Origin of the sequence: Marivita sp. S0852, from assembly GCF_046591575.1 — a bacterium.
GTDB lineage: Bacteria > Pseudomonadota > Alphaproteobacteria > Rhodobacterales > Rhodobacteraceae > Marivita.
Window position 1 is genome coordinate 388,572 of sequence record NZ_JBIQWA010000004.1, and the last position, 26,548, is coordinate 415,119.

Sequence of the window (26,548 nt, forward strand, 5' to 3'; positions counted from 1 at the left end):
TATGACCCACGGACGTAAGGCATACCGCCCCTCGGAAATCCCGGCTCCGGGGCTTTTAGATGTCGCAGTGCGCATTTGGCAAAGGCAGGCCGAAGCCAATCTTGGTCTGATTGCCGCCGGGATTGCATTCTATGGTCTGTTGTCCTTGTTTCCGTCCATCACCGCCAGCGTGGCCATCGCCGGTCTGATCATGGATCGCAGCGTCATTGTCGAAAACTCGGCTGATTTTGCCGCCGTTCTGCCGGATGCTGCGCAAGATATTATTCTGGGACAAATGCGCGATGTAACGGCCGCCGATGGCAAAGCTCTTGGGTTTGCCGCCATCTTCTCTATTTTGCTGGCGCTGTATTCTGCGTCCAGGGCCATTGGCAATTTCATCTCGGGGCTGAACATCGTTTACGAAGAAGATGAAAGTCGCGGTTTCATCTATCTCAAACTGTTGACGCTGGGTCTGACCCTGCTCGTTCTGATCAGTCTTATCCTGGCACTTGGGGTTGTCGCCATTTTGCCCGCGATTGCTGCATTTGCTGATATCGTGCCGCTTGTCGCCGATGCCATTATGTATGCACGCTGGCCCATTCTGTTTCTTGTCGGCGCGGCCTGCATTGCCCTTTTGTACCGTTTCGGGCCAGACCGTCGCGCCGCCAAATGGCGTTGGTTGACGCCCGGAGCCGTGATTGCCTGTCTGCTTTGGGTGGCCGGCAGCATCGGATTTAGCCTCTATGTCCAGTCCTTTGGCACGTACAACGAAACATTCGGGGCGTTGGGCGGTGTCATCATCCTGCTGACTTGGCTTTGGCTGTCGGCTTTTGTCGTGCTTCTGGGAGCCCTGATCGACGCTGAACTGGAAGCCCAAACCGGCCGTGACAGCACAATAGGTGCGCCACGCCCGCGCGGTGAACGTGGTGCCTACAAAGCAGACAACCTGGGAAAATCGCGGTCTGACCCTGCCGAATGACGCAGAAATAATATTCGAGAGTTGAACAAATTATTTCAGGAAAACCGGAACCCAACCGCACCCTTCTGAGTTTAGCCCATAGACACAGGAGGACTTCGACATGAAGATCGGATTAGTCATCGCAGCCGTTGTTGCGGTCATCGCTATCGCATTCGGCGTTTACATGATCGACATCGACCAGACGCAGGAAGCACAGCTTCCCGAAGTGACTGTTGAAGGCGGCGAACTGCCCGCTTTTGATGCCGAAGTTGGCGACATCAACGTGACAGAAGAAGACATGACCGTCACCGTTCCCAACCTTGAAGTAACACCCCCCGACGATGCCAATGCGGCATCCGATTGACGACGAAAAGGAGAAATACGATGGATAAAGACCGCATTGAAGGCAAGTGGACCGAAATCAAAGGCCAGCTTCGCGAATCCTATGGTGACCTCACGGATGATGACATCGAAGAGGCCAAGGGCGACCGCGAACAGATGATCGGCACGCTTCAGCAAAAGCTTGGCCAAACAAAAGATGAAGTCCGCGAAACCGTGGACCGTATCCTTAACAACATCTGATAAAATTGCGCCCGAACCATCAAACCAGGTTCGGGCGTTGTCGCTTTGACCGCCGCGTGGCCCGCCTATCGCGTGATGCGAAGCGTGACAATTTCAAACCGGCCAACCTCCAGCAAGACGCGTTTGCCGGAAACCTGCGGTTGTTTTGACAACTCTACACCAAATAAATCGGTTCTCCGAACATCAGCAGGTTCATCGCGGAATACCAGTTCCGCTTTTTGCGTCTGTCCCCGGGATTCGAACAGGCGCAGATCATAGGTGTTTAGCTTGTTTGACGGAACAAGCGTTTCAATCAGGATACCCGGCGTTAAACAGCGCACAAACGCATCCCGGTTTGACGACGCAGGCGCCTTGCGCGGCGCAACCACGCGGGCTGGCGCATTCAGATCATAGGCTGCATGATCCAGCAGCGACCGATCCTGCCCATCATATGCCAACAGCGCATAAGTAAAGGCGTGACGCCCCTGATCCGCCTGGGGATCTGGCGAGGTTGCGCTTTTTATCAGGGTCAGTCGCAGCGTATTGCGATGAACATCATAGCCGTATTTACAATCATTAAGCAGCGCGACAGCCCCGGTTTCATCCGAGATCTGTGCCCATTTCTGCGCTGGCACCTCGAACCGGGCTGCGTCAAACGCCGTATCGCGTGACGTGGCCCGCTCAATAGTGCCCCACTGGATGTCGAACACCGCTTTGGGGGCCGTGATCGCCACCGGAAACGCCACCTTCAGCAGCATATGCGTTTCGTGCCAATCCACGTCCGTCACAAAATCAAGCCGCCGCGATCCGGTATATAGGCAAAGCGTTTGCGTAATAACACTGTTGCGCCAGTGATGGACCACCCGAACGCTTGCCCGGACGGGGCCGGTTTCAACCACGTTTATCGTGCTGGATGTCGCGATAACCTCTTGGCGATCTTCGATATACGGGTCGATATCCCAGGCGTCCCAACAGATCGGGCGATCTTCAAACACCTGTAACTGGTTGCCCAGCGCTCCGTCCGCCAGAATGTCCCGTCCTGTCGTTTTGTCGAACAGCCGCGACAGCGCGCCGGTTTTCTGCACTTCTACACAAAGTAGGTCATTTTCCAGAACCGCGATCCCGTCCTTGATACGCGCACTGGCAGGGTGCTCTGGCAAACATGCTGTAGACAACGGCACGTGCGCATAGCTGGGAACGTCGCGCAACAAATACACCGCACCGTTTTTTGTCGGTTGACCCGGCGCATCAGACGGGATGTCAGTTTCAACAATTCGGTCCCCGCAGGTCGGTAACGTGCTCAGGACCAATGGCTCTGAACCCGCCAAATGCTGTGCAGCTACGCGGGCGGCTGCGTCGGCCGCTCCGAAAATTGTATAGAAATCTTGTTTCGCATTCTCATAAACCGCACCAATCGACGTGCCGGTGACGATGTCATGAAACTGGTTCAGACACAGGAGTTTCCACGCATCCGTCAGTTTTGGAACAGTTCCTGCCATCACAGCAAGTGCCTCGGCCTCGTGCAGCGCCGCCTCGGCTTTGCGGTTGGCGCGTTTGATCCAGGCCTGAGAGGTGAAGACGCCGCGGTGGCCTTCCATGTAATGTTCTCCCTGCCAGATCGGCATCTTGTCCCAAGACGCCGCCAAGGCGGTCATCGCCGCACGCACCGTACTCATTTTCAACCGTGGCATTCCGGGCATGGCGGCATAGGCATGGGCTTTGGCCAATAGGTCGTCAGTCGGGCCGCCCCCGCCATCGCCATAGCCGAAACAGATCGGCAGATTGTCCCGCAGCGCGCCGGTCGCATGGGTCAGGGTGCCCAAAACTTCGGTGGCGCTCAGATCGCTTTTGTAATTTGTGGGAAAAGGCAGATATTGCACGTCACGCGGCGTTGTCAGGATATGCGCCAAGACCCGGCTGCCATCAATGCCTTCCCAGATATGGCTGGACCACGGCACGCGGTTGATCTGGTTCCAGTTCAGCTTGTTGGTGACAAACCACTCTAGCCCGGCCAGCCGCATCAATTGCGGGATCTGTCCAGGAAATCCGAACGTGTCAGGCAACCACAACACCGGCGTTTCCACATCGCCGAACTCGCGTTTGAAATAATCGCGGCCCAGGATCAGCTGCCGCACCAATGCTTCACCGCCCGGAATGTTCAGGTCCGGCTCGACCCACATGCCGCCCATGACTTCCCATCGCCCTTCAGCCACCCGATCTTTGAGCCGTGCGAACATGTCGGGATAGTCCTGGGCCATCATCTCGTAGAGCGCGGGTTGCGAATGGCTGAATCGAAACTCAGGATCACGCGCCATCAAGCGCAAGACATTCGAATAGGTCCGGGCATTTTTCAGGCGGATCTGATCAATGGTCCACAGATAGGCAATGTCCATATGCGCATGACCAATACCATGCAGCACTGTCTCAAGCGGCGCACCCGCCTGTGATATTCCGGCCTCAAGCCGGCCGAGCGCCTCTGGCACCGACGCATAAAACGCCTCTCCCATCGGATCGCGTGTGTCCAACACCTGAAATGCCTCGTTCAAGGCATCCAGCAAACCGGCACCTTCCGGCGTTTCGATGCCCAGCACACCAACTGTATCGAACGCAGCATTTGCCTTGCGCAGAAAGGCCACCGTGGTCGGACATTGTTCCACAAGTCTCGGCTTGCCCATGAACAGCTTGGCCTTGTGGTCGGGGTCCGGCGGCCAACCGGCCAACCCCGTCCATCCGTGCAACGACACGTTGTGATCCGCGCCATCAGCGATATCCGCATTTAACGGGATCGTGTTGTGATACCGGTCCGCCGAAGCGACGGGAACGTGGTCAATATGCACCAGCGCTTCGGGATGGTTAAAAATGTCACCCAAGACCCCCAGCGGCAAATACAAGGCAAGGTTGTGCGCGTCCCACCCGCGCGGCACCGTGATATGGCTGCGCATAACAAAATTGAGATCTGCGCGTCCCCAATAGCTGTCATGCGCGATTATCTCGACCTGTTCAGGATCATGGCACATCGCGGCATCAACGCGCGCCGAGGGCAGCGCCACCAGCTTGAACGGAGGCAAAAGCTGAAACCGCCGATGCACCAGCGGCGCGATCAGCTTGAGCCGCGCGCCGATCTTTTCTTTTGTCAAACGCCAGTGATGATAGGGCGCGACCACCACATTCACTCCTGTATCAGCGAAAAGCCGGCGATGGTTCCACGCATCACGGTTTTTGAACGAGCCAGGGTCTGCACATCCGTGCTCTGGTCCGATTCACTTTGCCCCCAACTGCGGTTCAGGTCGGGCCAGGGGATAGAGTCGATCAAAAGCTGAGTATAGGGATGCTGCGGCGAGCCGATCACCTGTTTGGGCGGCCCGGCCTCGACCACATGGCCTTTATACAGAACCATCACGTAATCACTGACGTGATAGGCCGTGGCAAGGTCATGCGTGATGTAGAGGATCGAGATCCCGTACTTGTCCTTCAAATCATAGATATTGGACAGGATCGTCGCCCGCAACGATGCATCCACCATCGACACCGGTTCATCCGCGATCAACAGCTTGGGCGACAGCATCAAGGCCCGCGCCACGATCAGGCGCTGCCGTTGCCCACCCGACAACTGGTGCGGATAGCGCGACAGCACCAGATCAGGGTCCAGCCCGACAGCCGCGCACGCCTCTTCCATCGCGGTTTGCGTATGCCCGTCGGACTTGGCCAGACCAAACTGCTTGAACGGGAATTTCAGCGCGTGGTTCACGCGGTAGAATGGGTTGAAACAGGCATAGGGGTCCTGAAACACCGCCTGCACGTTCTTGCGAAACTCCAAGGATTGCGCAGCGGACATCTTCTGGATGTCCTGCCCCTCGTACAGCACCTGGCCTTGGCTTGGCGGGTTAAAGCCCAGCATGATCGACCCCATCGTCGACTTGCCCGACCCGGATTGCCCCACAATCGAAATGATCTGCGGCGTGTCGCCCTGCAAGGTGAACGACAGCGGATGCAACGCGGTCACATCGCCGTAATCCTTGCGCACGGTCTCAAACCTGAGCAGCGGTTCCGAACTGTCCCGTTTCGGCGCATCAGCATTGCGTTCGGGGTTGAGAAAACTCTCGCCCCCCACCAACGGCACGGACCGGATCAGGTCTTGCGTGTAAGGATGGTCAGGCGCTTCGATGATCTGTTTGACGGTGCCGTGCTCGACCAATTCGCCGTCCTTCAAAACCGCAAGCTCATCTACAGACTGCGCCATGAGCCCCATGTCATGCCCGATCAGGATCAGCCCCGATCCAATCTGCGCCTGAATGTCCTTGAGCGTCTGCATCACCTGCCGCTGCGTGACCACGTCCAAAGCACTGGTCGGCTCATCCGCGATGATCAGGTCGGGGTTCAGGATGATCCCCATGGCGATGCAGACACGCTGCTTCATGCCGCCGGACAACTCATGCGGATACAGGTTCGCTGTGTGCGCGGGGAGACCTACGCTGGCCAGCGCCTCATCGGACCGGCGTTTCAGCTCTGCTTCGCCAACATTGCCCTCATGCGCGATGATCCCGTCCCACATCTGCGGCTCGATCCGCATCACGGGGTTGAGAGAGTTCATCGCGCCCTGCGGAATGTAAGCGATGCGCGACAGGCGGGTGAGGCGCATTTCCTCCTCAGAGAGCGCAAGCACGTCGATGCCCGCCAGATCAATCGAGCCCGACGCCACACGCCCCGGCTCTGCCAGCATCTGCATCACGGCAAGCGCGGTTGTTGTCTTGCCGGACCCGCTTTCGCCGATGAAGCCCACGCGGCGGCCTTGTTCGATGGTCAGGTCGAGGTTCTTGACCGCCTGAACGATGCCCTTCGGCGTGGGAAACTCGATCGACAGGTCCTTGAGCGTGAGAACAGGTTTATCCGTCATGACAATTTCCTCAGACGCGGGTTCGACACCTCGTCCAAACCGAGGTTGATCAACAGCAACCCGATGAACATCACCGCCAGCAGAATCGTCGGGATACCCCACCACCACCACAGGTTCTGGATCAAAGCGCCCGCATTGATGGCCTCGTAGATCGTCCGGCCCAAAGTCGGGATACGCTGCGGACCAAGCCCCAGAACCTCCAGCCCGACGGCGGTGACAATCGAGGTCGTCACCGACGCGATGAACGACCCGAACAGATACGGCACAAGGTTCGGCAGCATCTCGCGGAACATGATGTGGCTGGTCGACGCGCCCGAAAGCTGCGCCATCTGCACATAGCCCGACTGCTTCATCGACAGCACTTGCGCCCGGATTAGGCGGGTCGGCGACTGCCAGACAAACCCGGCAATCAAGAGCGCCATCATGGTCAGCGTCACATCACCAAAGGCCGACTGGAACACCACGAGGATCAGAAGCGGCGGGATGGTGATCATCACGTCCGCCAGAACGCGGATCGTGTCATCGATGCGCCCGCCCAGAAACCCGGCAGAAAAGCCAAGGAAGATGCCAATCGACATCCCGATCAGCGACGCGAGCAACCCGACGAAAAGCGTGTTCGGCGCGCCCACGATGATCATGGCCAGCATGTCGCGCCCGCCGCCATCGGTGCCCAGGGGGTAGTCCCAGATGCCTTCCTGCCGCCGCAGGTTTTCAAATCCGACAGGGGGCAGCTTCAACGGGGCAGACCCGGTGAACACCAGATCGGGATCCCAGAAAATCCGCCCCAATAGCCCCAGCGCAACAATCGCCAGCAGCAATCCCACGCCCCAAAGCAGCTTTGGGTTCATCCACGGAGTATCAAACCGCCTGATCCGCTTTGCCTGACGCTTTTCGGCCCGCGTCATAGGCACATTTTCTTGCGTGCTCATGCCTTCGCCTCATGCCGGATACGTGGATCAATGAACGGGTACAGCAGATCGACCAAAAACACCGAAATCGCGGTCATCAGGATAATCACGTAAGAGACCCCCTGAATGACCGGGAAATCCTGATTGAGGATCGCGTCATAGAGCAGCTTGCCCATCCCGTTATAGGCAAAAATGCGCTCCACCAGCACCTGCCCCGCGATCAGCAACCCGACCTTCAGCGCAAAGGCGGTGATCTGGGGCAGGATCGCGTTGCGGATCATGTAGCGGTAAAGGATATACCGGGGCCGCAACCCCTTGGCCTCGGCCAGCTTGACGTAATCTTCGCCTTGAACAGAGATCATCAGCCCGCGCATGCCCAGCGCCCAGAAGCCGAAGGTCACGATCACAATCGACAGCGCGGGCAGGAAGCCGTGATGCAGGACCGACAGGACAAAATCCCAGGTCCAGCCCGGCTCTACCATGATCCCGTAGGCACCGGTGAGCGGGAACCATTGCAGCTTGGCCGCAAAGATCCACATCAGCAGCAGCCCCGACAGGATCGGCGGGATCGAGGTGAACACCATCGCCGCCGGGATCGCCACGCGCACCAGCTTGGGCGACCGGTCCCAGACCATCAACGCGCCCAGCAGGTTACCGATGAAAAACGTGATGACCAGCGACAGGATCATCAGCCCCAATGTCCACGGCAGCGCGTTCAGGATCAGCGTTGACACAGGCGTCGGAAACGCTGCGGTCGACAGGCCAAAATCAAACACCAACGCGCCGGTCAGGTATTTGACGTATTGAACGATCAGGGGCTGGTCGATCCCCATATTGGCCCGCAGTTGCGCCAGGATTTCTTCGGAATTTGCCACCGACCCCGCCCCGGCCGCCATCCGGCCCAGCGCAATTTCAGCCGGGTCCACAGGTGACAGTCGCGGGATGATCCAGATGATCGTTGCAGCGATCAGGATCGTCAGAAACAGCGTTACAACACGGTTAATCAGATAGGCGCGCGGTATGCGTCCCATGGGGCAAACCTCCGGGGCAATCGGCGTGTGCGGGCACACGCCCTAAGGCACGGGTGGGGTGCAGAGAACCCGCACCCCAAAAGCGTTACATCATTCAGCTTTTTCGAGGTTGTGAATGATCTGGTGCGTGTGGTTCCACCAGAAGAACGGATGGTTGTAATAGTTGTCCGCCGTGGGCCAACCCGTCCAATAGGTGGTGTTCATCGGCAGCAGCTTGGCGGCCTGCACCAGCGGGATAAACGGCATTTCGGCGTCCAGATACTGATAGGCGTCGGCCACCAGTCCCGGCACCGCCTCATCCCCCAAGGGACGCGCCGCGATATCGGCCATGATCGCGGTATAGGCCTCTGCCGCTTCGCCATCCCACCGGGCGGTGTTGTTGAAGCCGGGGCTGCGTTCGCCAACCGGCACCACATCTGCCGTGGTGTAGCGGCCCATGGATGCCCAGGGTTCGTTCACAGACCCGCAGGACAGCCAGCTATAGGACATCTCATAAGATCCAAACGGCAGAACCTCGCCCCAAAACACGCCGTTTTCCACCGGCACTGCGCGGGCATCAATCCCGGCGCGCTGCAACTGTTCGACGATCACGTCGATGGTGCGCGTGTATTCGGTCGAGGCCGAATTGACGTGGATGTTCACCGACAGCGTTTCCCCGTCCTTGGTGTAATAATCCCCGTCTTTCGTCCAGCCTTCGCCTTCGATCAGCGCCTGTGCCGCCGCAGGGTCGGCATTCGGCGACAATCCATAGCCCGCATCCACAACCGCGTTGATAAACGGATCCATTGATCCGTATTGCGCAAACATCGTCTGGCTGGCTTCGGTCGTGCCTTCGTAAGCGATGTTGACGATCTGGGTGCGGTCAATCAGATGCGCCACCGCTTTACGCATATTGGCATTGTCCCAGGGGGCCACGGTGGTGTTGATCTCAAGCTGGCGCGCACAGGGGTCGGATGCCGCGTAGGGATACCCATCATGCCAAGCAATCACGTTGGGGTTTTGCGCCTGTATCGCTTCGAACGTGCCGATGGTCACGTTCTGCGCCGCATCCAGCTGGTTGGACAGCATCAACTGCGCGCGGCTTTCCTCACCACCGGATTCCAGGAAGATCACCCGTTTCGGCGCGGGCAGGTCCATGAACCCGGTCTTTGCCCCCCACCAATCATCATTGCGATCCCAGATCGCCCGGTTCGAACTGGCCGACGTAAAGGTATAGGGCCCGGTGCCAATCGGGGGATAAAAGGCAAATGTCGCGGCGTTTTCGCCGCTCCAGATATGTTCTGGCATAATCAGGAAAGATCCAAAGATCCGCACACCGAAGTTTTCGACCAGAAACCGAGGGTTCGGGTTTTGCAGGATAAAGGTGACGGTCAGGTCATCCACCTTTTCCACGCTCGCCACCTGGCTGCGGATGGTTGACGCTTCGCGGGATGAAATCTCTTCATTGGTCATCGCCAGATTGACGGTAAACACCACATCATCGGCGTTGAATGCCTCGCCATCGGACCACTCCACACCATCGCGAAGAGTGACCGTGAATTCGGTGCTGTCCGCATTCGATTCAAACCCGGTTGCCAACCACGGATCAAGCTCGCCCGAACCATAGTTCAGAATGAACAGCGGCTCCCACATGGTCTGGTGTGCGCCATGCATCCGTTTTGTGCCGGGCGTCATCCAATTAAAGTTCTCCGGGTCCTGAATGGTGCGATCGAGGTCAAAAATAACCGTGTCTTCGCGCGCCACGTCCTGAGCGAGCGCCATACCGGCAAAGGCAGCTATCGCCAGCGCAGAGGCGGCCATCCGCAAAACAGGTGTTGTCATAGTCTTCCTCCGTGTTGTGGGGTCGTTGCCCCGATACAATGCGACTTTACACGAATTGTGCAGCCGTTATCGCACATAATCCATCACCAGAACCCGGGTACGTTCTGGCAGCGTCTGCTTGGTGAGTTCCGCCGTGGACCCAAAGCTGAAATCTACATCTTCATCTTTGAAATGGCTAAGAAAGCTCTCGATCCACATCGTGTTGCGCGGGCGGTAAGTCAGCGTGCGAAAATGCATCGGAATGACCAGCCTGGGCTTCACCCGATGGATCATCTCCATCAGATCGGGCAACTCAATGGTCAGATACCCGCCTGCCAAAGCGAACAGAATATCCGTATCTTCAAAAAAGACCTGCTGCGCATCGGTCAGTGGGTTGCCCACATCCCCCATATGCGCACATTTGATACCATCCACGGTGAACCGGTACATTCCGTTTTGGCCCGGCACCGCGTGTTCCGGATGATGATCCCATTCCGCCGCCTCGATGGCGGTGATCTCAACACCTTTGGCCGTCTGCGCCCCACCCGTTTGCGCAACGGTCAGGGCGTTCACCACTTCGGGCGCACCGGCAATCAGATCGGCGCGGCAATGGGCGCTGTCATCGTCGGACGAAATGATCACCAGATCGGCTGGATCTTTGATCGGGGCGTATCCCACACCCTCTGGTGTATACGGGTCGGTTATGATGCGGGGGCCGTTTTTGGGATCAAGTCCAAAAGACGCATGTCCGTACCAGGTAATCTTCACGCAGCGCGATCCTCCAATATTGCCGGGCATAGGCCGGGCGCTTGTCGTGCTGGTGTCAGTTTTGTCCGGTCACGGGTGCGGCGTCCAGTCCTTTGGCCTGTTTCGGCGCAACACCGCTGCCACATGAACGGCATCTAGCGGGTTTCCTGGATACTTTCGATATATTCAAGCAAAGCCACCAGCTTGCGAGGCGTGGGCGTCATAACGCCCCCGCCGGTGTCCAGAGGTATCAGATCACCCTGCAACAGCGCTCCGAATTCCGGCATATTCGGTCCGGTCATGTCCGACTGTGCATAGCCATCAATAGCCGACAAGACCTCGACCCTGGGGAACACATTGTCATTGCGCACTTTGATCAATGTCAGGTCCGCAGGGGCCACATCCATTGCCCGGGCCATGGGACCGTTGCCTTTGCCATCGGCACCGTGACAGACCGCACAATTTTCCATGAACAACACGCGTCCGTCACTGGCCTGCGGCATTTCTTCGGGTCCGCAGGCGGCAACAAGCAGGCATGTTGCGCTGGCCACCAAAAGGCTTTTTGTCTGTGCGGGCATGTTTGGGCCTCCTTGCTCGATCCCGGTCAGAGTGCCTGTCTTTCAAGGCGCGCGCAACCGGGCCCGCGCAACGCGGCTGACGCTTGCCGGTCCGGGCTGTCAGTCCACGCGCAATCCACTGATCGACGCTCTGATCCGGGTGTCGGTGTCATCGCTGTCACCCGACAGGGCCACCCCCACAAGCGCCGCACCGCCGCCGCCAAAGGCATTGGCATAGTCCCGTCCCAGATTGACAGTTTCCGAAGCAGACCCGGTGCCCGCCCCGCGCAGAACAATCGTTTTTCCCCGAGACCCCAGATACGGGCTGCCCAGCACCGCACCACGTTTGTGGGCCCCGCCCCAGACATAGACAAGCACCCGCGCTGCGTCATTGGTCAGCAGCTTACGCACACTGGCCCCCTGCAGCGCCTGCGCCTGATCTGGCGGGAGAAACACAAAGTAAAGCGCCAGATTGCGATCATCCCCACCCTTTTGGCGCAAGTCGGTGGCCGGAACCCCTTCGTCAACGCGCCAGGACCACTGCGCCGATGTCGCGTTCCAGTATGACGTGTCAAGCGGGCGATAGGCCAAAGACACCGATCCGTCCGATGTGACCGACACCGAATTGCCGTTGAACCCGTATGTGTTCGATGAAAACAAAGAAAACTTCTGCGTTTTCCAGGCCCCGTCAAACGACACCGGGGCGGCGGAAACCGGCACCGCCATCAGCGACAGGACAATAACGGCAGCATAGCGCAACATAGGACAGACCTTTCTGATACGCCTTGTCCTAACAAGGGCACGCCCTGTTTCGCACCAAACGTTCCCGTGAAGTCAGTCTTTGCGCGCGGCCAGACGGCACGTTGCGTCCCACAAGGCATCGGGCACATCCACTGTCTCATGCAGGCGTTTGCCACGACCCGGCATGCGTGCGCCGTCGTCCTGCAGTACCGCGTCGGCCAGTCCGGCAACCATCGCATGAAAGTCCGGCCGCACACCGGGATCAATCAGCAAAAAGCAATGACCAAGGTCATGCGGATGACCTTCCGGTGCCTTGAGCGGCCTCACATCGCGGCTTGCGGTCCCACCGGCCAGACCTGCGGCCATGATTTCCACCATAAGCCCCAGGCCCCAGCCTTTGTAGCCTCCGACACTGCACAGCGATCCGCTCAGGGCTGCCTCTGGATCGGTTGTCGGATGACCTTCGGCATCCACCGCCCAGCCTTCGGGAATTTGCTCTCCTGCGGCCTTGGCCATGGTGATCCGGCCAAGCGCCACGGTTGTCGTGGATTGATCAAACATCATCGCCACGCCACCATCGCCATCCGGCACCGCGAATGACATCGGGTTTGTACCAATCATCCGCGTCTTGCCGCCCGGAGGGGCCACAATAGGCGATGCGTTTGTGTAGCCCATCCCGATCAATCCCGCGCGGGCGATCGCATCAGTGAACCAGCCCAAAGCCGTGCAGGTATGCGCATGACGCACCAGAATGCTGGCCAGCCCGTTCTCTCGCGCTGCTGTCCTGCCTGTGTCAAATGCCTTGGCAAACGCCGGTTGCGCAAAGCCGTATTTGGCATCCACCTCGACAATACCGGGACGCGGTTTAGAGACCTCTGGAACAGCCTGTCCCTTGACCCGGCCTGTCAATAATTGCTTGCAGTAGCTTTCAAGATAATACAGCCCGCAAATCCGGTTATCGCGGGCTTCGGCCCACGCAATGGCATCCGCCATTGTGGTAGCAACCGTGTCACTGGCCCCATGCGCGACCAACGCTTGCCGTGCGACCGTTTCGATTTCCGAAATTGCAATCTGTGTCATCATCTGCCCTCCGTCAGCGCCGCCACATCGCCCACGGGACACGCAGGGTCAAGCAGAAGTCAGGCTGCCCTCGTCCAGACGCAGCTGACGATCCATGCGCCGCGCCAAATCCATGTTGTGGGTCGCAATCAGGGCGGACAGCCCCGTGGTGCGTACCAGGGTCATCAGCGCGTCGAAGACGGTGTCGGATGTCGCCGGATCAAGATTTCCCGTCGGCTCGTCCGCAAGCAGCAATGATGGCCTGTTGGCAAGCGCACGGCAGAAGGCCACCCGCTGTTGTTCGCCCCCCGACAATTCGGCAGGCCGGTGATGTGCCCGTGCGCCCACCCCGACACTCTCAAGAAGCTCTGTCGCGCGGTCTTGCGCCTGCTGCCTGGACCGGCCCGCGGCAAGCTGAGGCAGAACGATGTTCTCGGACGCGCTGAATTCCGGCAAAAGGTGATGGAACTGATACACAAACCCCACCTGATCCCGCCGCACCACGGTGCGCTGTCGATCGGACTGGCCGGTTACATCCTGTCCACCGATCTCGACCGTTCCCGTGTCCGGCGTATCAAGCAGACCTGCGATATGCAGCAACGTGGATTTACCCGCACCGGATGGCGCGACCAAAGCCACGATTTCCCCCTTGGCCAAGCGCACATCAACGCCGCGCAAAACCGTCACCGCGCCGGGTGTTCCGGCGTTGTAGGTTTTTGTGATCCCGGTCAGCCGCAGCGCAACATCATTCATAGCGCAATGCCTCGACCGGATTCATCCGTGCCGCGCGCCGGGCGGGAAAAAGTGTCACGATGAAACTCAGCCCCAGCGACAACGCAACTGCGCTCAGAACATCGGCAAGGTTAAGTTGCGCCGGAAGCTGATAAATCCCACGCACTGCCGGGTCCCAGACCCCGCCACCGGCGACATAATTCACAAACGAAAAGATCGGATCGATATAAAGCGCAAAGAGGCAGCCAAAGACAACGCCCGCGACCGTCCCTAGAATTCCGGTGAACGCGCCACAGATGAAAAAGACCCGAAGGACAGACCCTTCGGTCAAGCCCATTGTGCGCAGGATTCCGATATCCCGGCCCTTGTTTTTCACCAGCATGATCAATCCCGAAACGATATTCATGGCGGCGATCAGAACAAGGATCGACAAAATGATGAACATCACATTGTCCTCGATTTCCAGCGCGCGCAGAAAACCGCCGCTGGCGTCCTGCCAGGTCCAGACAAGCGCACGCGGTCCGGCCACCTGAATAATGGGCAGCACCATCGCGTCCACCCGGTCAGGGTTTTCGACCATGACTTCGATCTCGTCGGCCACGCCGTCGCGATTGAAGTAAAGCTGCGCCTCAGCGAAGGGCATGTAGATACGGGTGCGGTCGATGTCATAGCGACCTGCGGTAAACACATAGACCACCTCGTAGGCCTTCACCCGCGGACTTGTTCCGAAGGCGGTGCGCACACCGTCCGGAGAGATCAGCTTGACCCTATCGCCCAACGCGACACCCAGTTCGCGCGCAACGCCCGAACCGATGGCGATCCCTTCGGTAAACCGGCTCAGATCCCCCTGCGCGGTGTCCGGGTTTGCGACGCGGGGAACGGTTGCCAAATCCTCTTGCGCGATGCCGAAGACCTCGACACCGGCATTGCGGCTGTTGGCGGTGGCCATGACCTGCCCCTTGACCAACGGCGCGGCGCGGGTCACGCCGGGCACCGCAGCCACTGCCTGTGCCACAGCGTCATAATCGGCGATGGTACGCGCCACGCGCCCCGATTGGTCACGTTCCGCACTGTAATAGACGGTCACATGCGCGTTGGAGCCAAGAATTGTATCCACAAATTCGGCGCGAAATCCCGAACGCACGGCCAATGTCGCAATCAGCGCAAACACCGCCAGCGTGATCCCGATCAGACTGATCCATGTCATGACGCTGACACCCCCTTCAGCCCGGCGCGCGCGCAGGTAGCGCCATGCGATCATCCATTCAAACGGGGCAAAAGGGGGCGGGGTCTGGGCCATTACGGGTCTCTCACTGCTCTGAGTGCTAAGTGGCGGCTAGGATGCAGCGGGTCAAGCACCTCTGCTTAGGTCCGGATTGGACCTAATGTTTCGCACGCGAAACAATGGGTCAGGGTCGCTGCCCCATACAACACCGCTTAGACGGCGACTTGCCCCATCCCGTTGCAACCGGCATAGAGACGGCATGACAGGACCTCGCTATCCCAAACTTATCGCCGACCTTCCCTCCACCGTGCCATTTGTGGGCCCCGAAGTGCAGGAACGCCAACGCGGCGCACCGTTCAAAGCGCGGCTGGGGGCCAATGAAAGCGTGTTTGGCCCGTCACCCTTTGCCGTTGCCGCCATGCAGGAAGCGACAGCGCAATGCTGGCAATATGCGGATGCGACCAATTACGATCTTATCCAGGCGCTGTCTGCGCGGCGCGGTGCGCGCGCGGACAACATCATTGTCGGCGAAGGCATTGATGGCCTGCTGGGCTATCTGGTCCGGCTGCTGGTGGCACCCGGCGATCCTGTGGTCACGTCGGACGGGGCCTATCCGACCTTCAATTATCATGTCAGCGGGTTTGGCGGCGTGCTGCACAAGGTGCCCTACTCCAACGACACAGAAGACCTTTCGGCTTTGATTGAAAAGGCCCGCGAGGTGGATGCAAAACTGATCTATTTCGCCAACCCGGACAATCCCATGGGCAGTTGGCACAGCGGCAGCAGCATCGAGAAAGCGCTCGACACATTGCCAGAGGGCACCGTGCTTTTGCTGGATGAGGCCTATATCGAATTTGCCCCGGCGGGCACCGCTCCGGTGATTGATCCTGACGACCCACGCGTCATTCGCTTTCGCACCTTTTCAAAGGCGTATGGCATGGCCGGGGCCCGCGTGGGCTATGGTATCGGGGCACCCGGTTTGATCAAAAGCTTTGACAAGGTGCGCAATCATTTTGGCATGTCACGCATCTCTCAGGCGGGCGCATTGGCTGCATTGGAAGACGACGCGTGGCTGGACGAGGTGGTCGATCTGGTCAAGGATGCCCGCACCCGCATCGCCTCCATCGCAAAAGCGAACGGTCTGAAGCCGCTGCCATCTGCAACCAATTTCGTCACCATAGACTGCGGCAAAGATGGTGCCTTTGCGCGGGCGGTGTTGGCCCAGCTGATTGCGGATGGGGTGTTTGTGCGTATGCCGTTCACCCCACCCGGAGACCGGGCCATCCGGATCAGCGCCGGGCGTCCGTCCGAGCTCGACATTCTGGAACAAACCTTGCCAGGCGCGCTAGAGGCGGCACGCGGCTGACCAGATGCGGACCTTTCCGGGAATTTTTGAGATATCTGTCAGTTTCACTCTGACATAGGCGCAATATGCGCTATCGTCCTGCCGCAACACGCAGATATGTGTCGGAGGCAAAGATGGACAATCCGCATCCCAAACGGGTCGAAGATTACACCACGGCCGCTCTCTTTCTGATATTCATAAATATGCTTTGGATCTTTGGTATGATCTGGGCCAAGTTCGGCCTTGTTGCCGTGATCGTAACGGGATGGGCGGTTAACTTTTTAATCACACGACTGGATCACTACCGCGCCAGCCGCGAGATAAAATGGTCCCGCTCAGACGCCTGAAATCACCTTGGCCGCCGCGCTTGCGCCCCCGGCCCGATGCGGAATGTCCAACGCGCCAAGCCCGGCCTCGACCACACCAAGAAGTCCCAGGATCATATGGGCGTTGACGTGACCCATATGGCCAAACCGGAAGAACCCGTCGCTTTGTGGGTCCTCCGGCGTGCCCATTCCCAGACCGATTCCCAATGTGACCCCGGCAGTATCCGCGCACCAATGCCGCAGCTGGGTGCCAAGCGGCTTACCGATGGACAGGGCCGTGACGGCGTGGCTGCGCAAGGCACGATCCGGCACGGTCAGGCGCAGCGGGCCGTCTTGACCCCAATGTTCGCAAGCGGCCCAGATCGCGCGGGCCAGCGTTGCGTGACGGTCCCAGACGGCCTCCAGTCCTTCGTCGTGGATCAAATCAAGCGCGGCGCGCAATCCATAAAGATGATGGGTTGGGGCCGTTCCGCCAAAATATTGATAGAACGCATCGGGGTCGGCACGCTGCGTCCAATCCCAATAGGTGCTGACCTGTTTCATTGATTTGCGCATCTCGGCGGCGCGATCATTGAAAAAGACAAACCCCACGCCCGGAGGACACATCAGCCCCTTCTGTGATCCGGTCATCGCCACATCAACACCCCACGCATCCATCTCAAACCGGTCGCAGCCCATTGCCGCAATGCAGTCAGCGATAAGCAAAGCAGGGTGGTTCAGGTCGTCGAGAATGGCGCGCAACGGGGCGAATTCGTTCCGATTTGAGCTTGAGGTGTCGACATGCACCGCCAAAACAGCCTTATAGCTGTGCGTTTTGTCAGCCGCGAGCGTGTCGCGCACGCGGTCCAGATCGAAAGTTCCGCCAACGTCGAACTCCAGGACATCGACCTCGATCCCGCAGGTTCTGGTCGTGTCGGCCCAGCGCTGTGCGAAAAAACCGGTGGCCAGAACCAGCACCTTTTCACCTGCCGCGACCGTGTTCGCCAGCGACGCCTCCCAGGTGCCGTGACCATTGCAAATATAAATGGCCGCATGACAATCTGTCCGGGCAACGCGCTTCAGATCGCGGATCAGGTCCGGCATCATATCTGGCAATTCGCCATCATAAATGTTGGGCGATGCACGGTGCATGGCACGCAGCACCGCGTCCGGAACCACGGATGGGCCGGGAATGGCAAGATACGTGCGACCATTGGCAAGAGACATGAAGAACCTCAAAAAAATGGGGGGCGAGCAGCGAAATGCGCAGGCTGAGCGGACCGTAATCAATTGTGGCGCATCGTCAATAACCCCACGGCGCTTGCCAGCGTCGGCCGCAATCTCTACATCCGCGCCTGATGCGAAAGGAACAGCATGCTGGGACGGCTTTGGACAAAGATCGAAGATGCAGAGCGTAAACTGCGTCGGTCGTTCGGGAAAGACATCACCACCCCCCGCGCGCGCCGTTGGTCAAAGTTTCATTACCATTTTTTCGATCATGCCTTTCTGCGCATGTTCTGGACCAATTTCTTTGAAATCGCACCGGGTGTGTACCGTTCAAACCAGCCCACCCACGCCCGTTTCGAGAAATACAAAGCGATGGGGATCAAGACCGTGATCAACCTGCGCGGGGAGGACAAACACGCCCATTATCTCTTTGAAAAAGAGACCTGCGACGCGCTTGGCCTGACGCTTTTGAACGCCAAGTTGCAAGCGCGCCATGCGGTCAGTCGGAAAAAGATCGTGCATGTCATCGACACTTTGCGGCAGGCGGAAAAGCCCTTTGTGTTTCACTGTAAGTCCGGCGCCGACCGCGCGGGTTTTGTGGCGGCGCTCTATCTCATGGTGTTCGAGGACCAACCCGTTGACGTGGCGCGCAAGATGTTGTCGCTCAAATATATTCACCTCGATTTCACCGCCACAGGTGTGCAGGACTATATCCTTGACGTGTATGCAGCACGGGTTGCGCGATGCCCTATCGGCTTTGAAGACTGGATTCGCACCGAATATGACGGTAAGGCCATTCAGGCCGGTTTCGACAGCAAAACCCCAGCCGACAAATTCACCTTCGCACCTGCGCTTGTGTCATGACCGACGCGTCGATCAATCCAAAGGGCCTGCTTCTTTGGGTGTGGCGCGGCTATCTGGCCAAACATTGGCGTCTGCTGATTGTAGCGATGGTGTTCATGGCGCTCGAAGGCGGGATGTTCGGCGCGCTCAGCTATATGATGAAACCCATGTTCGACCGGGTGTTTGTCGGAGGGGATGCTGACGCGATCCTGTGGGTCGGTCTGATATTTCTTGGAATTTTCGTCGTGCGGGCGGTGGCAAGCATCGTGCAAAAAGTGCTTCTGACCCGCATTTCGCAATTGTCCGTTGCCGACATCCGGCAGGATCTGCTGGCGCATCTGATGGTGCTGGACACGGCCTATCATCAGACTCATTCGCCCGGCTATCTGATGCAACGCGTCGAAGGCGACGTGGACGCGATCAGCAAGGTCTGGCGCACGATCATCACCGGCGCGGGGCGGGATGTGATTGCGCTGATCTCTCTTTTTGCGGTGGCGATTTCGGTGGATTGGCGCTGGACGGTTGTGGCCCTTTTGGGGGCTCCGATCCTGATCGCGCCATCGGTGTTTCTGCAACGCTATGTGCGAAAGGAAGCCCGCCGCGCACGGGATGTGGCCGCACGGCTTTCGGTGCGGTTGAACGAGGTCTTTCACGGCATCACGCCGGTGAAACTCAACGCGCTGGAGCGCTATCAATCGGACCGCTACGGCAAGCTTACCCGGGAACGGGTGCGCGTGGAAACCCGAAGCGCGCTGGGTCAGGCCACGATTCCCGGCATGATTGATATCATGGCCGGTCTCGGGTTTATGGGGGTGCTGTTCTACGGGGGTCAGGAAATCCTGTCAGGCGACAAAACAGTTGGCGATTTCATGGCGTTTTTCACCGCAATTGGCCTTGCGTTTGAACCCCTGCGCCGTCTGGGCAATGTCGCGGGGGTTTGGCAGGTGGCCGCGGCGGGCATCGAACGCATCCGACAGATCCTGGACACCGAACCTACGCTGCGATCTCCGGCCAAACCGGTGCCTCCCCCAAGCGATGTGCCGGATCTGGTGTTCGAGGATGTCACGCTCAATTATGGTGACACGGGTGTTTTGCAGGGGTGCAGCTTTACCGCAGAGGCGGGCCAGACAACCGCTCTTGTCGGTCCCTCAGGCGCTGGAAAATCGACAATATTCAATGTGTTGACGCGGCTGGTTGACCCAATTTCGGGATCTGTTCGCATTGGCGGGGTTGCGGTATCACAGATGGATCTTGGCGCGTTGCGCGGTTTGTTTTCGGTGGTGTCACAAGAGGCCCTGCTGTTTGATGACACCGTGCGCGAGAACATTCTTCTGGGCCAGCCCGATATCACCGAACCCGCATTGCAGGCCGCGTTGGACGCCGCCCATGTAGCGGATTTTCTGCCGCAATTGTCCGACGGGCTGGACACACCGGTTGGCCCGCGTGGATCGGCATTGTCCGGCGGGCAGCGCCAACGTGTCGCCATTGCACGGGCGCTTTTGCGCAACCGCCCCATCCTGTTGCTGGACGAGGCCACATCGGCGCTTGATACCGGGTCAGAAGCAAAAGTTCAGGCGGCGTTGGACGAATTGTCCAAGGGCCGCACCACGTTGGTCATCGCGCATCGCCTGTCGACGATCCGCGATGCCGCAAAGATCGTCGTGATGGATGAGGGCCGTGTGATTGAACACGGCACACATGATCAGTTGATCACCCAGGCCGGAACCTATGCCGCGCTGCACCAGATGCAGGTGCGCCGCTAGACACCCAGCGCCGATTGGGTGGCTTTGTCCCAGCCCAGATACAGAGTGCCGTTGTCGGAAATCAGCGGTCGTTTCATCAGTTTGGGATGCGCCACCAAAAGCGCCCTGGGCTCGGTCGCGCGGTCTGCCTCATCCAGACCGCGCCATGTGGTGGACCGTGTGTTCAGCAGTTTATCGCCAAATTGCGCAAGCGCGGCATCGAGCGTATCGCCCGGCACCGGCGTGACGGACACATCCACAAAATCCGCATTCGGCAACGCCTTCAACGCTTTGCGGCATGTATCGCAGGTCTTTAATCCGTATATGATCATTGCGTCCTCATTGATTGGTCACAGGCCCAAGTGCCGACAGATGTAAAAAGCGACCACTCCCCTTGCCTTCGCAGCTTTGCGGCCAATGTTTTTATTGTGACCGGACGTCGCACAGCGCGCCGCCTGTCGCAAGTAACCATGACCCGACCGGGTCAGACGTGACGAAAAGAGGAGACGCGGACCCATGCCCACCGGCACCGTGAAGTGGTTCAACACCACAAAAGGCTATGGCTTCATTTCGCCCGAAGATGGCGGCAAAGATGTCTTTGTCCATATTTCCGCCGTCCAGCAATCTGGCCTGGATGGCCTGACGGACAATCAGAAAGTCAGTTTCGAAATGGCAGAAGGCCGTGACGGGCGCATGATGGCCTCTGACATCCAAGCGATATAGTCTCAAGCGTTCTGAAGCCGCGTCGCCTCTTGCCGGGCCAACCTGATGAGATCGGCCACAAACGGCTTTTCAGTGTCAACCGTGCGGGTTGCGGCGTACAGCCTGCGGGTTATGCCGTCTTGCGTCAGCGGCCGTGTGACGTAGTCAGAGCTGTATTTCACCTCGCGCACCACCCAATCGGGCAGAACGGCGACACCTCTGTTCGAGGCAACCAGCAACAGGATCACGGCGGTCAGTTCGACCTGCCGAACAAGCCCGGGTTCGACCTTGGCCGGGATCAACAACTGGCTGAACACGTCCAGCCGGGATCGTTCGACGGGATAGGTGATCAAGGTTTGCCCCCTGAAATCATCGGCATCGATATAATCTTTGGCCGCCAAAGGATGCGTCGCAGCGGCCACAAAGACGGCTTTGTAATCAAAGAGTTCGGTGAAAGTCACACCGGGCAGGTCCTCGGGATCGGACGACACCACCAGATCGACATCCTCTTTTTGCAACGCTGGCAAAGCGTCAAAGGCAAGTCCCGGGCGAATATCGACATCCACGTCGGGCCAGCTTTTGCGAAACGCCTCAAGCACGGGGAAAAGCCATTCAAAGCAGGCATGACATTCAATCGCGATATGCATGCGGCCAGACGATCCGTCCCGCAGGCTTTGAAATTCCGCCGACAGCGCCTCGACCTGCGGCAACACCTGATTGGCCAGCCGCAACAGCCGCATCCCGGCAGCAGACAGGCGCATGGGCTTGGATCGCCGGACAAACAACTCAACCCCGGCCTGATCCTCCAGCGCCTTGATTTGATGGCTGAGTGCGGACTGCGTGATGTTCAACTGCTCTGCAGCGCGCGCCACGCCGCCACACTCGTAGATGGCCTTGATGGTGCGCAGGTGACGGAACTCGATGTGCATTATCAATCAGCTTCATGTTGGTGATTAGATTTATGAGTTTGTTTCACATAGCGACACATGCGACAAGACCCCAGAGCTTTTGGAGACTCTTCTGATGACGACACCGGCCATATCCTTTGAATTCTTCCCGCCACAAACCCTGGAAGCCTCTTTTCGGCTTTGGGACACGGTACAGGTGTTGGCCCCGCTCGATCCGCGGTTTGTATCTGTGACCTATGGCGCGGGCGGCACAACCCGCGATTTGACCCGCGAAGCTGTGGCGACCTTGCACAAATCCTCTGGCCTTCCGGTAGCCGCACATCTGACCTGTGTGAACGCGACCCGCGAAGAGACATTGGGCATTGCACGGGATTTTGCCGCCTGTGGCGTGACAGATATCGTCGCACTGCGCGGCGATCCGCCTAAGGGATCAGAGGGTTTCGTACCGCATCCCGACGGGTTTGCGTCAAGTATTGAGCTGATTGAGGCCTTGAAAGAGGCCGAGGATTTCAACATCCGCGTCGGCGCATATCCGGATGTTCATCCGGAAGCCGCAGATGCGCAAGCCGATGTCGCGTATCTCAAGCGCAAGTTCGACGCGGGCGCAGACGAGGCGCTAACACAGTTCTTTTTTGAAGCAGACACATTCTTTCGGTTCCGGGACGCCTGTGAAAAAGCCGGGATTGATGCCCCCGTGACACCGGGCATCTTGCCGATTGAAAACTGGAAAGGCGCTGTGCGCTTTGCCAAGCAATGTGGCACCCATATCCCGTCCTGGGTTGTCGACGCGTTCGAGACCGCAGAGCGCGACAATCGCGAAGATCTGTTGGCCACGGCGATCTGCACAGAATTGTGCTCGAAGCTGCTGGACGGTGGCGTCGACAAACTGCATTTCTACACCCTGAACCGGCCCGAGTTGACGCGCGACGTTTGCCACGCTTTGGGCGTGACACCGAATGTAGATCTGAAAAACGTCGCATAAGGCACAGGACCGCGCCACTGTTAAAGCGAAACAGCACACGCAGCGGCGCTGACGGCAGGTATTTGTATTGCAGCCTTATGGCGTCCCGGCCCTACGGCAGACTGTAAAGGAACCGCCACCGTCGCGTGGATTGCGGGGAAAGCGGCGATTGTTCCGATACAAAAAACACTTTTACTATCGGAAACATTCAGAGTTGATATGCAGCCCGGAGCATAGACATGCTGACATCGGGTTAGGGAAACGCATATGCGGCTTGTTATTCACGGATTCGGACGGATTGGGCGTGTTATTCTGCGTCAGATTCTGACGTCACCGGAACATGCGGATGTTGAGGTGGTTGCGATAAATGACATCGCGCTTCCCGAAACCTGTGCGTATCTGTTCAAATATGACAGTGTGTTTGGCCCCCTGCCCGGCGGCGCGGATTTTGCCGATGGCATCCTGCACGCAGCGGGGCGCGCCATTCCAATGCTGACCGGCGTGGCCATGGCGGATCTGCCTTTGAAAGACGTGGATCTTGTGCTCGACTGCACCGGAGCCCTTAAAGACCGGGCCACAGCACAGGCTGCACTTGATGCAGGGGCGCGGGCGGTTCTTGTGTCGGGTCCGTCTGACATTGCGGACACAACCATTGTGTTGGGCGCCAACGAAAAGAAGATCGGCGCGGCCAAGATCGTGTCCAACGCGTCTTGCACCACCAATGCCATCGCCCCTTTGCTGCGCGATCTTGATATCCGGTTCGGGGTGAAACAAGGACACATGACCACGGTGCATTGCTATACCGGCAGCCAACCCATGGTAGACGCTCCGCGCGGGTCTGACCTTGCGCGCAATCGCGCGGGCGCGGTCAGCATGGTGCCCACGACAACAAGTGCCGCAAAGCTGGTGGACCGGGTTCTCCCCGAATTGGCTGGACGCGTCACCGGGGCTGCAATTCGGGTGCCTGCGATCAGCGTGTCAGCTGTCGATCTTGTGGTCCGGCTGAACACCCCGCCCGAGGATGCGAGGCAAGCACTTCGTGATCTGACCAGGGACAACCGCGTCCTTGGTCTGGTGGAAGACCCTTGCGTGTCGGTCGATCTGCGTGCGCGGCCGGAATCTCTGGTGATTGCGCCCAATGAAACTTTGGCCACCGGCGATCAGATCCGCATCTTTGGCTGGTATGACAACGAGTGGGGGTTCTCGGCCCGGATGCTTGATGTCGCGCGGATGATGCATAAACGCGCCGAGTGAGTCGCGATTTCTTGCCAGACTGCCTGATTTGACCTCTAATGCCGACGGGATAACCGGCGAAAAGCCACCAGAGGCCATCGGAGCAGCAGATGGGCGCAAAGACTGACATACGCACGCATGCAGGTGTGGCGCATATCGTGCTGGACGCAGGCCCAGCCTCGCGGTTGAGCTTGGCATGTCTCAACGCCCTCAAAACCGCGCTGCCCCCCCTCTGCGATGATGACGCGGTTGACTATATCGCGCTGAGCGGCAAAGGCCACGCGTTCCCGTCAGGGATCACTACGCCATGCGGCGGTGGTGATGATCACGACAATCAACTGGCCGATATTTGCCTCATGCTGGAACTGTGTCCAAAGCCTGTGATCGCCGTTCTTACTGGCGCGGTCATCGGCGGGGGTGCCGAACTGGCCCTTGCGGCGCATTACCGGATCGCGCACCGCACGGCGCGTTTCGGATTTCCCCATGCACGACTGGGGCTTGTGCCAAATGCGGGGGCGACGCAGCGGTTGCCACGGCTTGTCGGCGCGCAGGCCACGCTGGACCTTTTGTTGCACGGAAAGCTGGAGTCGTTGTCCTCTGACGCGATGAAACCCCTGATCGACATGGGTTTTGACGATACCGTCGATGATGCCATTAACCGGTTCGCACACACCCTGCGATCAAAAAAGGCAGGACTGCGTGCGACAGCCGACAGGCGGGATGGATTTGCAGACACACAAGGCTTTCAGACCGCCATTGCAAAGGCCCGTGCAGACGTGGAAACATCCGGTGAGTTTGCCCACAAACAGATCCTCTCCGCAGTCGAAGCATCAATCATGTTGCCGATCGACGCGGGCTTGGCCTTTGAAGACGCGGCCGCAGAGGACTGCGCCGAAACGTCCGAAGCAAAGGCGCTGGCACATTTGTTTCGCGTCGAACAAAGCGTCAGCGCGCAGACACGCCGGGTCGGCCCTTTGCCGTCTGACAGCATCGCCGTGCTTGGCGGTGGCCCTCTGGCGGCACAGATTGTTGCAACCGCCCTGGTGTCGGGTCTCAAGATCAACTGGTCCATCAAGGACAAGGCCTTGCAACGGGAAAGCGCTGAGCTTGTGCAAAAGGTGCTTCAGGACATCCTGTCACAAGGTCATCTGAGCCGCCAACAGGCCCAGCATTGCAAGACCGCGTTGCAGATCGGAAATGGGCCAGAGATGCTCGAAGGGGTGACGATGGCGCTGCGGGCCGCGCGTGGTCAGCGCAACCTGCCCATCCCCCAGGGTCTGACAGTTGCCCATTGTCTGCCCGGTCCTGACCCAAGCCTGGCCTTGAACTTTGTCCAACCGGTCGAAACCGCACCTCTGGTTGAAGTCGTGTTGGGACCAGATCACACCGACCGCGACGCAGAGCTTGCGCTGGCCCTTGCCAGACGGCTGAACAAGATGGCGGTGGTGGAAACCACATCTGCAGACAGCGTGTCCGAGCGGCTGAAACACACATTGTGGCGCGCCGCTGATGCGCTCGTCGATCTGGGCCAATCGCCTTTTGTCATAGATGACGCGCTGCGCAAATGGGGCATGACACAGCCCCCCTATGAACGTGCGGATGCCTACGGGCTGTCTGTGATTGCCAGACAGGCACGGGCCAGCGGTTGCACAAACTGGTCCGCTCTGGTTCTGGACACCGGCCGAGCCGGGCGCGCTGCAAATCGTGGATTTTACAAGTATGACCAGACAGGCACAGCCACCCCCGATGCGGACATTCTGTGCCACATCGAGACCAGACGCGCTGCGCAAAAAGACCTTTCCCCCGACCAGATTCAGCGCCTGATCATCGGGGCCATGTCCAATGCTGGGGCGAAACTGCTCCGCGATCAGGTGGTGCCCCGCGCCGGTGACATTGATGTCGTATCGGTTTTCACACGGCTGATCCCGCGCACCCGGGGCGGCATTTTGCATGCGGTGGGCGCTATGGGTCTGCTTCAGACGCTTCACGCGATGGACGCGCTTCAACACAGCGACACAGACCTGTGGTCGCCCGATCCGATGTTTCGCGAATTGATCAAATATGGCCGCAGCTTTGACGCGCTTTGAGCG

At 58.8% G+C, this 26,548-nt stretch carries 25 protein-coding genes; 11 read left to right on the forward strand and 14 right to left on the reverse strand.

The window, feature by feature from the left end; translation table 11 throughout:
• Position 1 precedes the first annotated feature (1 nt).
• The 3 genes from ACG74X_RS11020 to ACG74X_RS11030 all read left to right on the forward strand — a co-directional run bounded on the left by ACG74X_RS11020 (position 2) and on the right by ACG74X_RS11030 (position 1,519).
• The gene (locus ACG74X_RS11020) at positions 2-958 is read left to right on the forward strand and encodes a YihY/virulence factor BrkB family protein (protein WP_411234771.1); all 957 of its coding nucleotides are present in this window, start codon (positions 2-4) and stop codon (positions 956-958) included.
• Between the two features lie 100 nt (positions 959-1,058).
• On the forward strand, positions 1,059-1,301 hold the full coding sequence (locus ACG74X_RS11025) for a hypothetical protein (RefSeq protein ID WP_411234772.1): 243 nt from the start codon (positions 1,059-1,061) through the stop codon (positions 1,299-1,301).
• A 20-nt stretch (positions 1,302-1,321) separates the two neighbouring features.
• Entirely contained in the window at positions 1,322-1,519 is a 198-nt protein-coding gene (locus ACG74X_RS11030) for a CsbD family protein (RefSeq protein WP_411234773.1), read from the forward strand.
• Positions 1,520-1,584: 65 nt separating this feature from the next.
• Here ACG74X_RS11030 and ACG74X_RS11035 read toward each other — a convergent pair whose 3' ends face one another.
• The 11 genes from ACG74X_RS11035 to ACG74X_RS11085 all read right to left on the reverse strand — a co-directional run bounded on the left by ACG74X_RS11035 (position 1,585) and on the right by ACG74X_RS11085 (position 15,267).
• Positions 1,585-4,662: an alpha-mannosidase gene (locus tag ACG74X_RS11035; RefSeq protein WP_411234774.1), complete on the reverse strand. Its 3,078-nt coding sequence runs from the start codon at positions 4,660-4,662 to the stop codon at positions 1,585-1,587.
• Positions 4,663-4,667: 5 nt separating this feature from the next.
• A complete protein-coding gene (locus ACG74X_RS11040; RefSeq protein WP_411234776.1) occupies positions 4,668-6,392 on the reverse strand; it encodes an ABC transporter ATP-binding protein in 1,725 nt (574 codons plus the stop codon).
• Entirely contained in the window at positions 6,389-7,321 is a 933-nt protein-coding gene (locus ACG74X_RS11045; protein WP_411234777.1) for an ABC transporter permease, read from the reverse strand. Before ACG74X_RS11045 ends, ACG74X_RS11040 begins: the two co-directional genes overlap by 4 nt.
• The gene (locus ACG74X_RS11050) at positions 7,318-8,331 is read right to left on the reverse strand and encodes an ABC transporter permease (protein ID WP_411234779.1); all 1,014 of its coding nucleotides are present in this window, start codon (positions 8,329-8,331) and stop codon (positions 7,318-7,320) included. The genes ACG74X_RS11045 and ACG74X_RS11050 overlap by 4 nt, the downstream gene beginning before the upstream one ends.
• A gap of 90 nt (positions 8,332-8,421) precedes the next feature.
• The gene (locus tag ACG74X_RS11055; RefSeq protein ID WP_411234780.1) at positions 8,422-10,152 is read right to left on the reverse strand and encodes an ABC transporter substrate-binding protein; all 1,731 of its coding nucleotides are present in this window, start codon (positions 10,150-10,152) and stop codon (positions 8,422-8,424) included.
• A 66-nt stretch (positions 10,153-10,218) separates the two neighbouring features.
• Entirely contained in the window at positions 10,219-10,899 is a 681-nt protein-coding gene (locus ACG74X_RS11060; RefSeq protein WP_411234782.1) for an MBL fold metallo-hydrolase, read from the reverse strand.
• A 134-nt stretch (positions 10,900-11,033) separates the two neighbouring features.
• Positions 11,034-11,456, reverse strand: coding sequence for a c-type cytochrome (locus tag ACG74X_RS11065; RefSeq protein ID WP_411234783.1), 423 nt, complete (start codon positions 11,454-11,456; stop codon positions 11,034-11,036).
• Between the two features lie 99 nt (positions 11,457-11,555).
• Positions 11,556-12,197, reverse strand: a complete 642-nt coding sequence (locus ACG74X_RS11070) for a DUF3047 domain-containing protein (RefSeq protein ID WP_411234785.1) — start codon at positions 12,195-12,197, stop codon at positions 11,556-11,558.
• A gap of 72 nt (positions 12,198-12,269) precedes the next feature.
• On the reverse strand, positions 12,270-13,256 hold the full coding sequence (locus ACG74X_RS11075; protein ID WP_411234787.1) for an Ldh family oxidoreductase: 987 nt from the start codon (positions 13,254-13,256) through the stop codon (positions 12,270-12,272).
• 48 nt (positions 13,257-13,304) lie between these two features.
• Positions 13,305-13,988 carry an ABC transporter ATP-binding protein gene (locus ACG74X_RS11080; RefSeq protein ID WP_411234789.1) on the reverse strand — a complete coding sequence of 228 codons (684 nt, stop codon included), beginning with the start codon at positions 13,986-13,988 and terminating at the stop codon, positions 13,305-13,307.
• Positions 13,981-15,267 carry a lipoprotein-releasing ABC transporter permease subunit gene (locus ACG74X_RS11085; protein WP_411234790.1) on the reverse strand — a complete coding sequence of 429 codons (1,287 nt, stop codon included), beginning with the start codon at positions 15,265-15,267 and terminating at the stop codon, positions 13,981-13,983. Before ACG74X_RS11085 ends, ACG74X_RS11080 begins: the two co-directional genes overlap by 8 nt.
• A gap of 184 nt (positions 15,268-15,451) precedes the next feature.
• Between ACG74X_RS11085 and ACG74X_RS11090 the strand changes: the two genes are divergently transcribed.
• Both ACG74X_RS11090 and ACG74X_RS11095 read left to right on the forward strand, forming a co-directional pair.
• The gene (locus tag ACG74X_RS11090) at positions 15,452-16,558 is read left to right on the forward strand and encodes a pyridoxal phosphate-dependent aminotransferase (protein ID WP_411234792.1); all 1,107 of its coding nucleotides are present in this window, start codon (positions 15,452-15,454) and stop codon (positions 16,556-16,558) included.
• A gap of 113 nt (positions 16,559-16,671) precedes the next feature.
• Positions 16,672-16,884 carry a histidinol phosphate aminotransferase gene (locus tag ACG74X_RS11095; RefSeq protein ID WP_411234793.1) on the forward strand — a complete coding sequence of 71 codons (213 nt, stop codon included), beginning with the start codon at positions 16,672-16,674 and terminating at the stop codon, positions 16,882-16,884.
• Here ACG74X_RS11095 and ACG74X_RS11100 read toward each other — a convergent pair.
• Positions 16,873-18,069, reverse strand: a complete 1,197-nt coding sequence (locus ACG74X_RS11100; protein WP_411234794.1) for a pyridoxal-phosphate-dependent aminotransferase family protein — start codon at positions 18,067-18,069, stop codon at positions 16,873-16,875. The two genes, ACG74X_RS11095 and ACG74X_RS11100, sit on opposite strands and share 12 nt — an antisense overlap.
• Positions 18,070-18,216: 147 nt before the next feature.
• Here ACG74X_RS11100 and ACG74X_RS11105 point away from each other — a divergent pair, with 147 nt between their 5' ends.
• Complete coding sequence (locus tag ACG74X_RS11105; protein WP_411234796.1) at positions 18,217-18,933, forward strand: tyrosine-protein phosphatase; 717 nt, start codon at positions 18,217-18,219, stop codon at positions 18,931-18,933.
• Positions 18,930-20,675 carry an ABC transporter ATP-binding protein gene (locus ACG74X_RS11110; protein ID WP_411234797.1) on the forward strand — a complete coding sequence of 582 codons (1,746 nt, stop codon included), beginning with the start codon at positions 18,930-18,932 and terminating at the stop codon, positions 20,673-20,675. Before ACG74X_RS11105 ends, ACG74X_RS11110 begins: the two co-directional genes overlap by 4 nt.
• Here ACG74X_RS11110 and ACG74X_RS11115 read toward each other — a convergent pair.
• Positions 20,672-20,986, reverse strand: a complete 315-nt coding sequence (locus ACG74X_RS11115) for an arsenate reductase family protein (RefSeq protein ID WP_411234799.1) — start codon at positions 20,984-20,986, stop codon at positions 20,672-20,674. The two genes, ACG74X_RS11110 and ACG74X_RS11115, sit on opposite strands and share 4 nt — an antisense overlap.
• 184 nt (positions 20,987-21,170) lie before the next feature.
• Between ACG74X_RS11115 and ACG74X_RS11120 the strand changes: the two genes are divergently transcribed.
• The gene (locus ACG74X_RS11120) at positions 21,171-21,377 is read left to right on the forward strand and encodes a cold-shock protein (protein WP_411234801.1); all 207 of its coding nucleotides are present in this window, start codon (positions 21,171-21,173) and stop codon (positions 21,375-21,377) included.
• A 2-nt stretch (positions 21,378-21,379) separates the two neighbouring features.
• On the opposite strand, the gene ACG74X_RS11125 is transcribed toward ACG74X_RS11120, so the two are convergent.
• The gene (locus ACG74X_RS11125) at positions 21,380-22,285 is read right to left on the reverse strand and encodes a LysR family transcriptional regulator (protein WP_411234802.1); all 906 of its coding nucleotides are present in this window, start codon (positions 22,283-22,285) and stop codon (positions 21,380-21,382) included.
• Positions 22,286-22,379: 94 nt separating this feature from the next.
• On the opposite strand from ACG74X_RS11125, the gene metF reads away from it, so the two are divergent.
• The 3 genes from metF to ACG74X_RS11140 all read left to right on the forward strand — a co-directional run bounded on the left by metF (position 22,380) and on the right by ACG74X_RS11140 (position 26,545).
• The gene (metF, locus tag ACG74X_RS11130; RefSeq protein WP_411234803.1) at positions 22,380-23,246 is read left to right on the forward strand and encodes a methylenetetrahydrofolate reductase [NAD(P)H]; all 867 of its coding nucleotides are present in this window, start codon (positions 22,380-22,382) and stop codon (positions 23,244-23,246) included.
• 246 nt (positions 23,247-23,492) lie between these two features.
• The gene (locus tag ACG74X_RS11135) at positions 23,493-24,479 is read left to right on the forward strand and encodes a type I glyceraldehyde-3-phosphate dehydrogenase (protein ID WP_411234804.1); all 987 of its coding nucleotides are present in this window, start codon (positions 23,493-23,495) and stop codon (positions 24,477-24,479) included.
• 89 nt (positions 24,480-24,568) lie between these two features.
• Entirely contained in the window at positions 24,569-26,545 is a 1,977-nt protein-coding gene (locus ACG74X_RS11140; RefSeq protein ID WP_411234806.1) for an enoyl-CoA hydratase-related protein, read from the forward strand.
• Positions 26,546-26,548 lie beyond the last annotated feature (3 nt).

What these genes read in the sequence shown, in the direction of transcription:
- ACG74X_RS11055 (WP_411234780.1), bottom strand. Translation starts at nt 10,152, where the DNA reads ATGACAACACCTGTTTTGCGGATGGCCGCCTCTGCGCTGGCGATAGCT.
- ACG74X_RS11125 (WP_411234802.1), bottom strand. Translation starts at nt 22,285, where the DNA reads ATGCACATCGAGTTCCGTCACCTGCGCACCATCAAGGCCATCTACGAG.
- ACG74X_RS11100 (WP_411234794.1), bottom strand. Translation starts at nt 18,069, where the DNA reads ATGTCTCTTGCCAATGGTCGCACGTATCTTGCCATTCCCGGCCCATCC.
- ACG74X_RS11065 (WP_411234783.1), bottom strand. Translation starts at nt 11,456, where the DNA reads ATGCCCGCACAGACAAAAAGCCTTTTGGTGGCCAGCGCAACATGCCTG.
- ACG74X_RS11030 (WP_411234773.1), top strand. Translation starts at nt 1,322, where the DNA reads ATGGATAAAGACCGCATTGAAGGCAAGTGGACCGAAATCAAAGGCCAG.
- ACG74X_RS11090 (WP_411234792.1), top strand. Translation starts at nt 15,452, where the DNA reads ATGACAGGACCTCGCTATCCCAAACTTATCGCCGACCTTCCCTCCACC.
- ACG74X_RS11105 (WP_411234796.1), top strand. Translation starts at nt 18,217, where the DNA reads ATGCTGGGACGGCTTTGGACAAAGATCGAAGATGCAGAGCGTAAACTG.
- ACG74X_RS11135 (WP_411234804.1), top strand. Translation starts at nt 23,493, where the DNA reads ATGCGGCTTGTTATTCACGGATTCGGACGGATTGGGCGTGTTATTCTG.
- ACG74X_RS11085 (WP_411234790.1), bottom strand. Translation starts at nt 15,267, where the DNA reads ATGGCCCAGACCCCGCCCCCTTTTGCCCCGTTTGAATGGATGATCGCA.
- ACG74X_RS11045 (WP_411234777.1), bottom strand. Translation starts at nt 7,321, where the DNA reads ATGAGCACGCAAGAAAATGTGCCTATGACGCGGGCCGAAAAGCGTCAG.
- ACG74X_RS11110 (WP_411234797.1), top strand. Translation starts at nt 18,930, where the DNA reads ATGACCGACGCGTCGATCAATCCAAAGGGCCTGCTTCTTTGGGTGTGG.
- ACG74X_RS11070 (WP_411234785.1), bottom strand. Translation starts at nt 12,197, where the DNA reads ATGTTGCGCTATGCTGCCGTTATTGTCCTGTCGCTGATGGCGGTGCCG.
- ACG74X_RS11140 (WP_411234806.1), top strand. Translation starts at nt 24,569, where the DNA reads ATGGGCGCAAAGACTGACATACGCACGCATGCAGGTGTGGCGCATATC.
- ACG74X_RS11095 (WP_411234793.1), top strand. Translation starts at nt 16,672, where the DNA reads ATGGACAATCCGCATCCCAAACGGGTCGAAGATTACACCACGGCCGCT.
- ACG74X_RS11040 (WP_411234776.1), bottom strand. Translation starts at nt 6,392, where the DNA reads ATGACGGATAAACCTGTTCTCACGCTCAAGGACCTGTCGATCGAGTTT.
- ACG74X_RS11050 (WP_411234779.1), bottom strand. Translation starts at nt 8,331, where the DNA reads ATGGGACGCATACCGCGCGCCTATCTGATTAACCGTGTTGTAACGCTG.
- ACG74X_RS11020 (WP_411234771.1), top strand. Translation starts at nt 2, where the DNA reads ATGACCCACGGACGTAAGGCATACCGCCCCTCGGAAATCCCGGCTCCG.
- metF (WP_411234803.1), top strand. Translation starts at nt 22,380, where the DNA reads ATGACGACACCGGCCATATCCTTTGAATTCTTCCCGCCACAAACCCTG.
- ACG74X_RS11025 (WP_411234772.1), top strand. Translation starts at nt 1,059, where the DNA reads ATGAAGATCGGATTAGTCATCGCAGCCGTTGTTGCGGTCATCGCTATC.
- ACG74X_RS11120 (WP_411234801.1), top strand. Translation starts at nt 21,171, where the DNA reads ATGCCCACCGGCACCGTGAAGTGGTTCAACACCACAAAAGGCTATGGC.
- ACG74X_RS11115 (WP_411234799.1), bottom strand. Translation starts at nt 20,986, where the DNA reads ATGATCATATACGGATTAAAGACCTGCGATACATGCCGCAAAGCGTTG.
- ACG74X_RS11080 (WP_411234789.1), bottom strand. Translation starts at nt 13,988, where the DNA reads ATGAATGATGTTGCGCTGCGGCTGACCGGGATCACAAAAACCTACAAC.
- ACG74X_RS11075 (WP_411234787.1), bottom strand. Translation starts at nt 13,256, where the DNA reads ATGACACAGATTGCAATTTCGGAAATCGAAACGGTCGCACGGCAAGCG.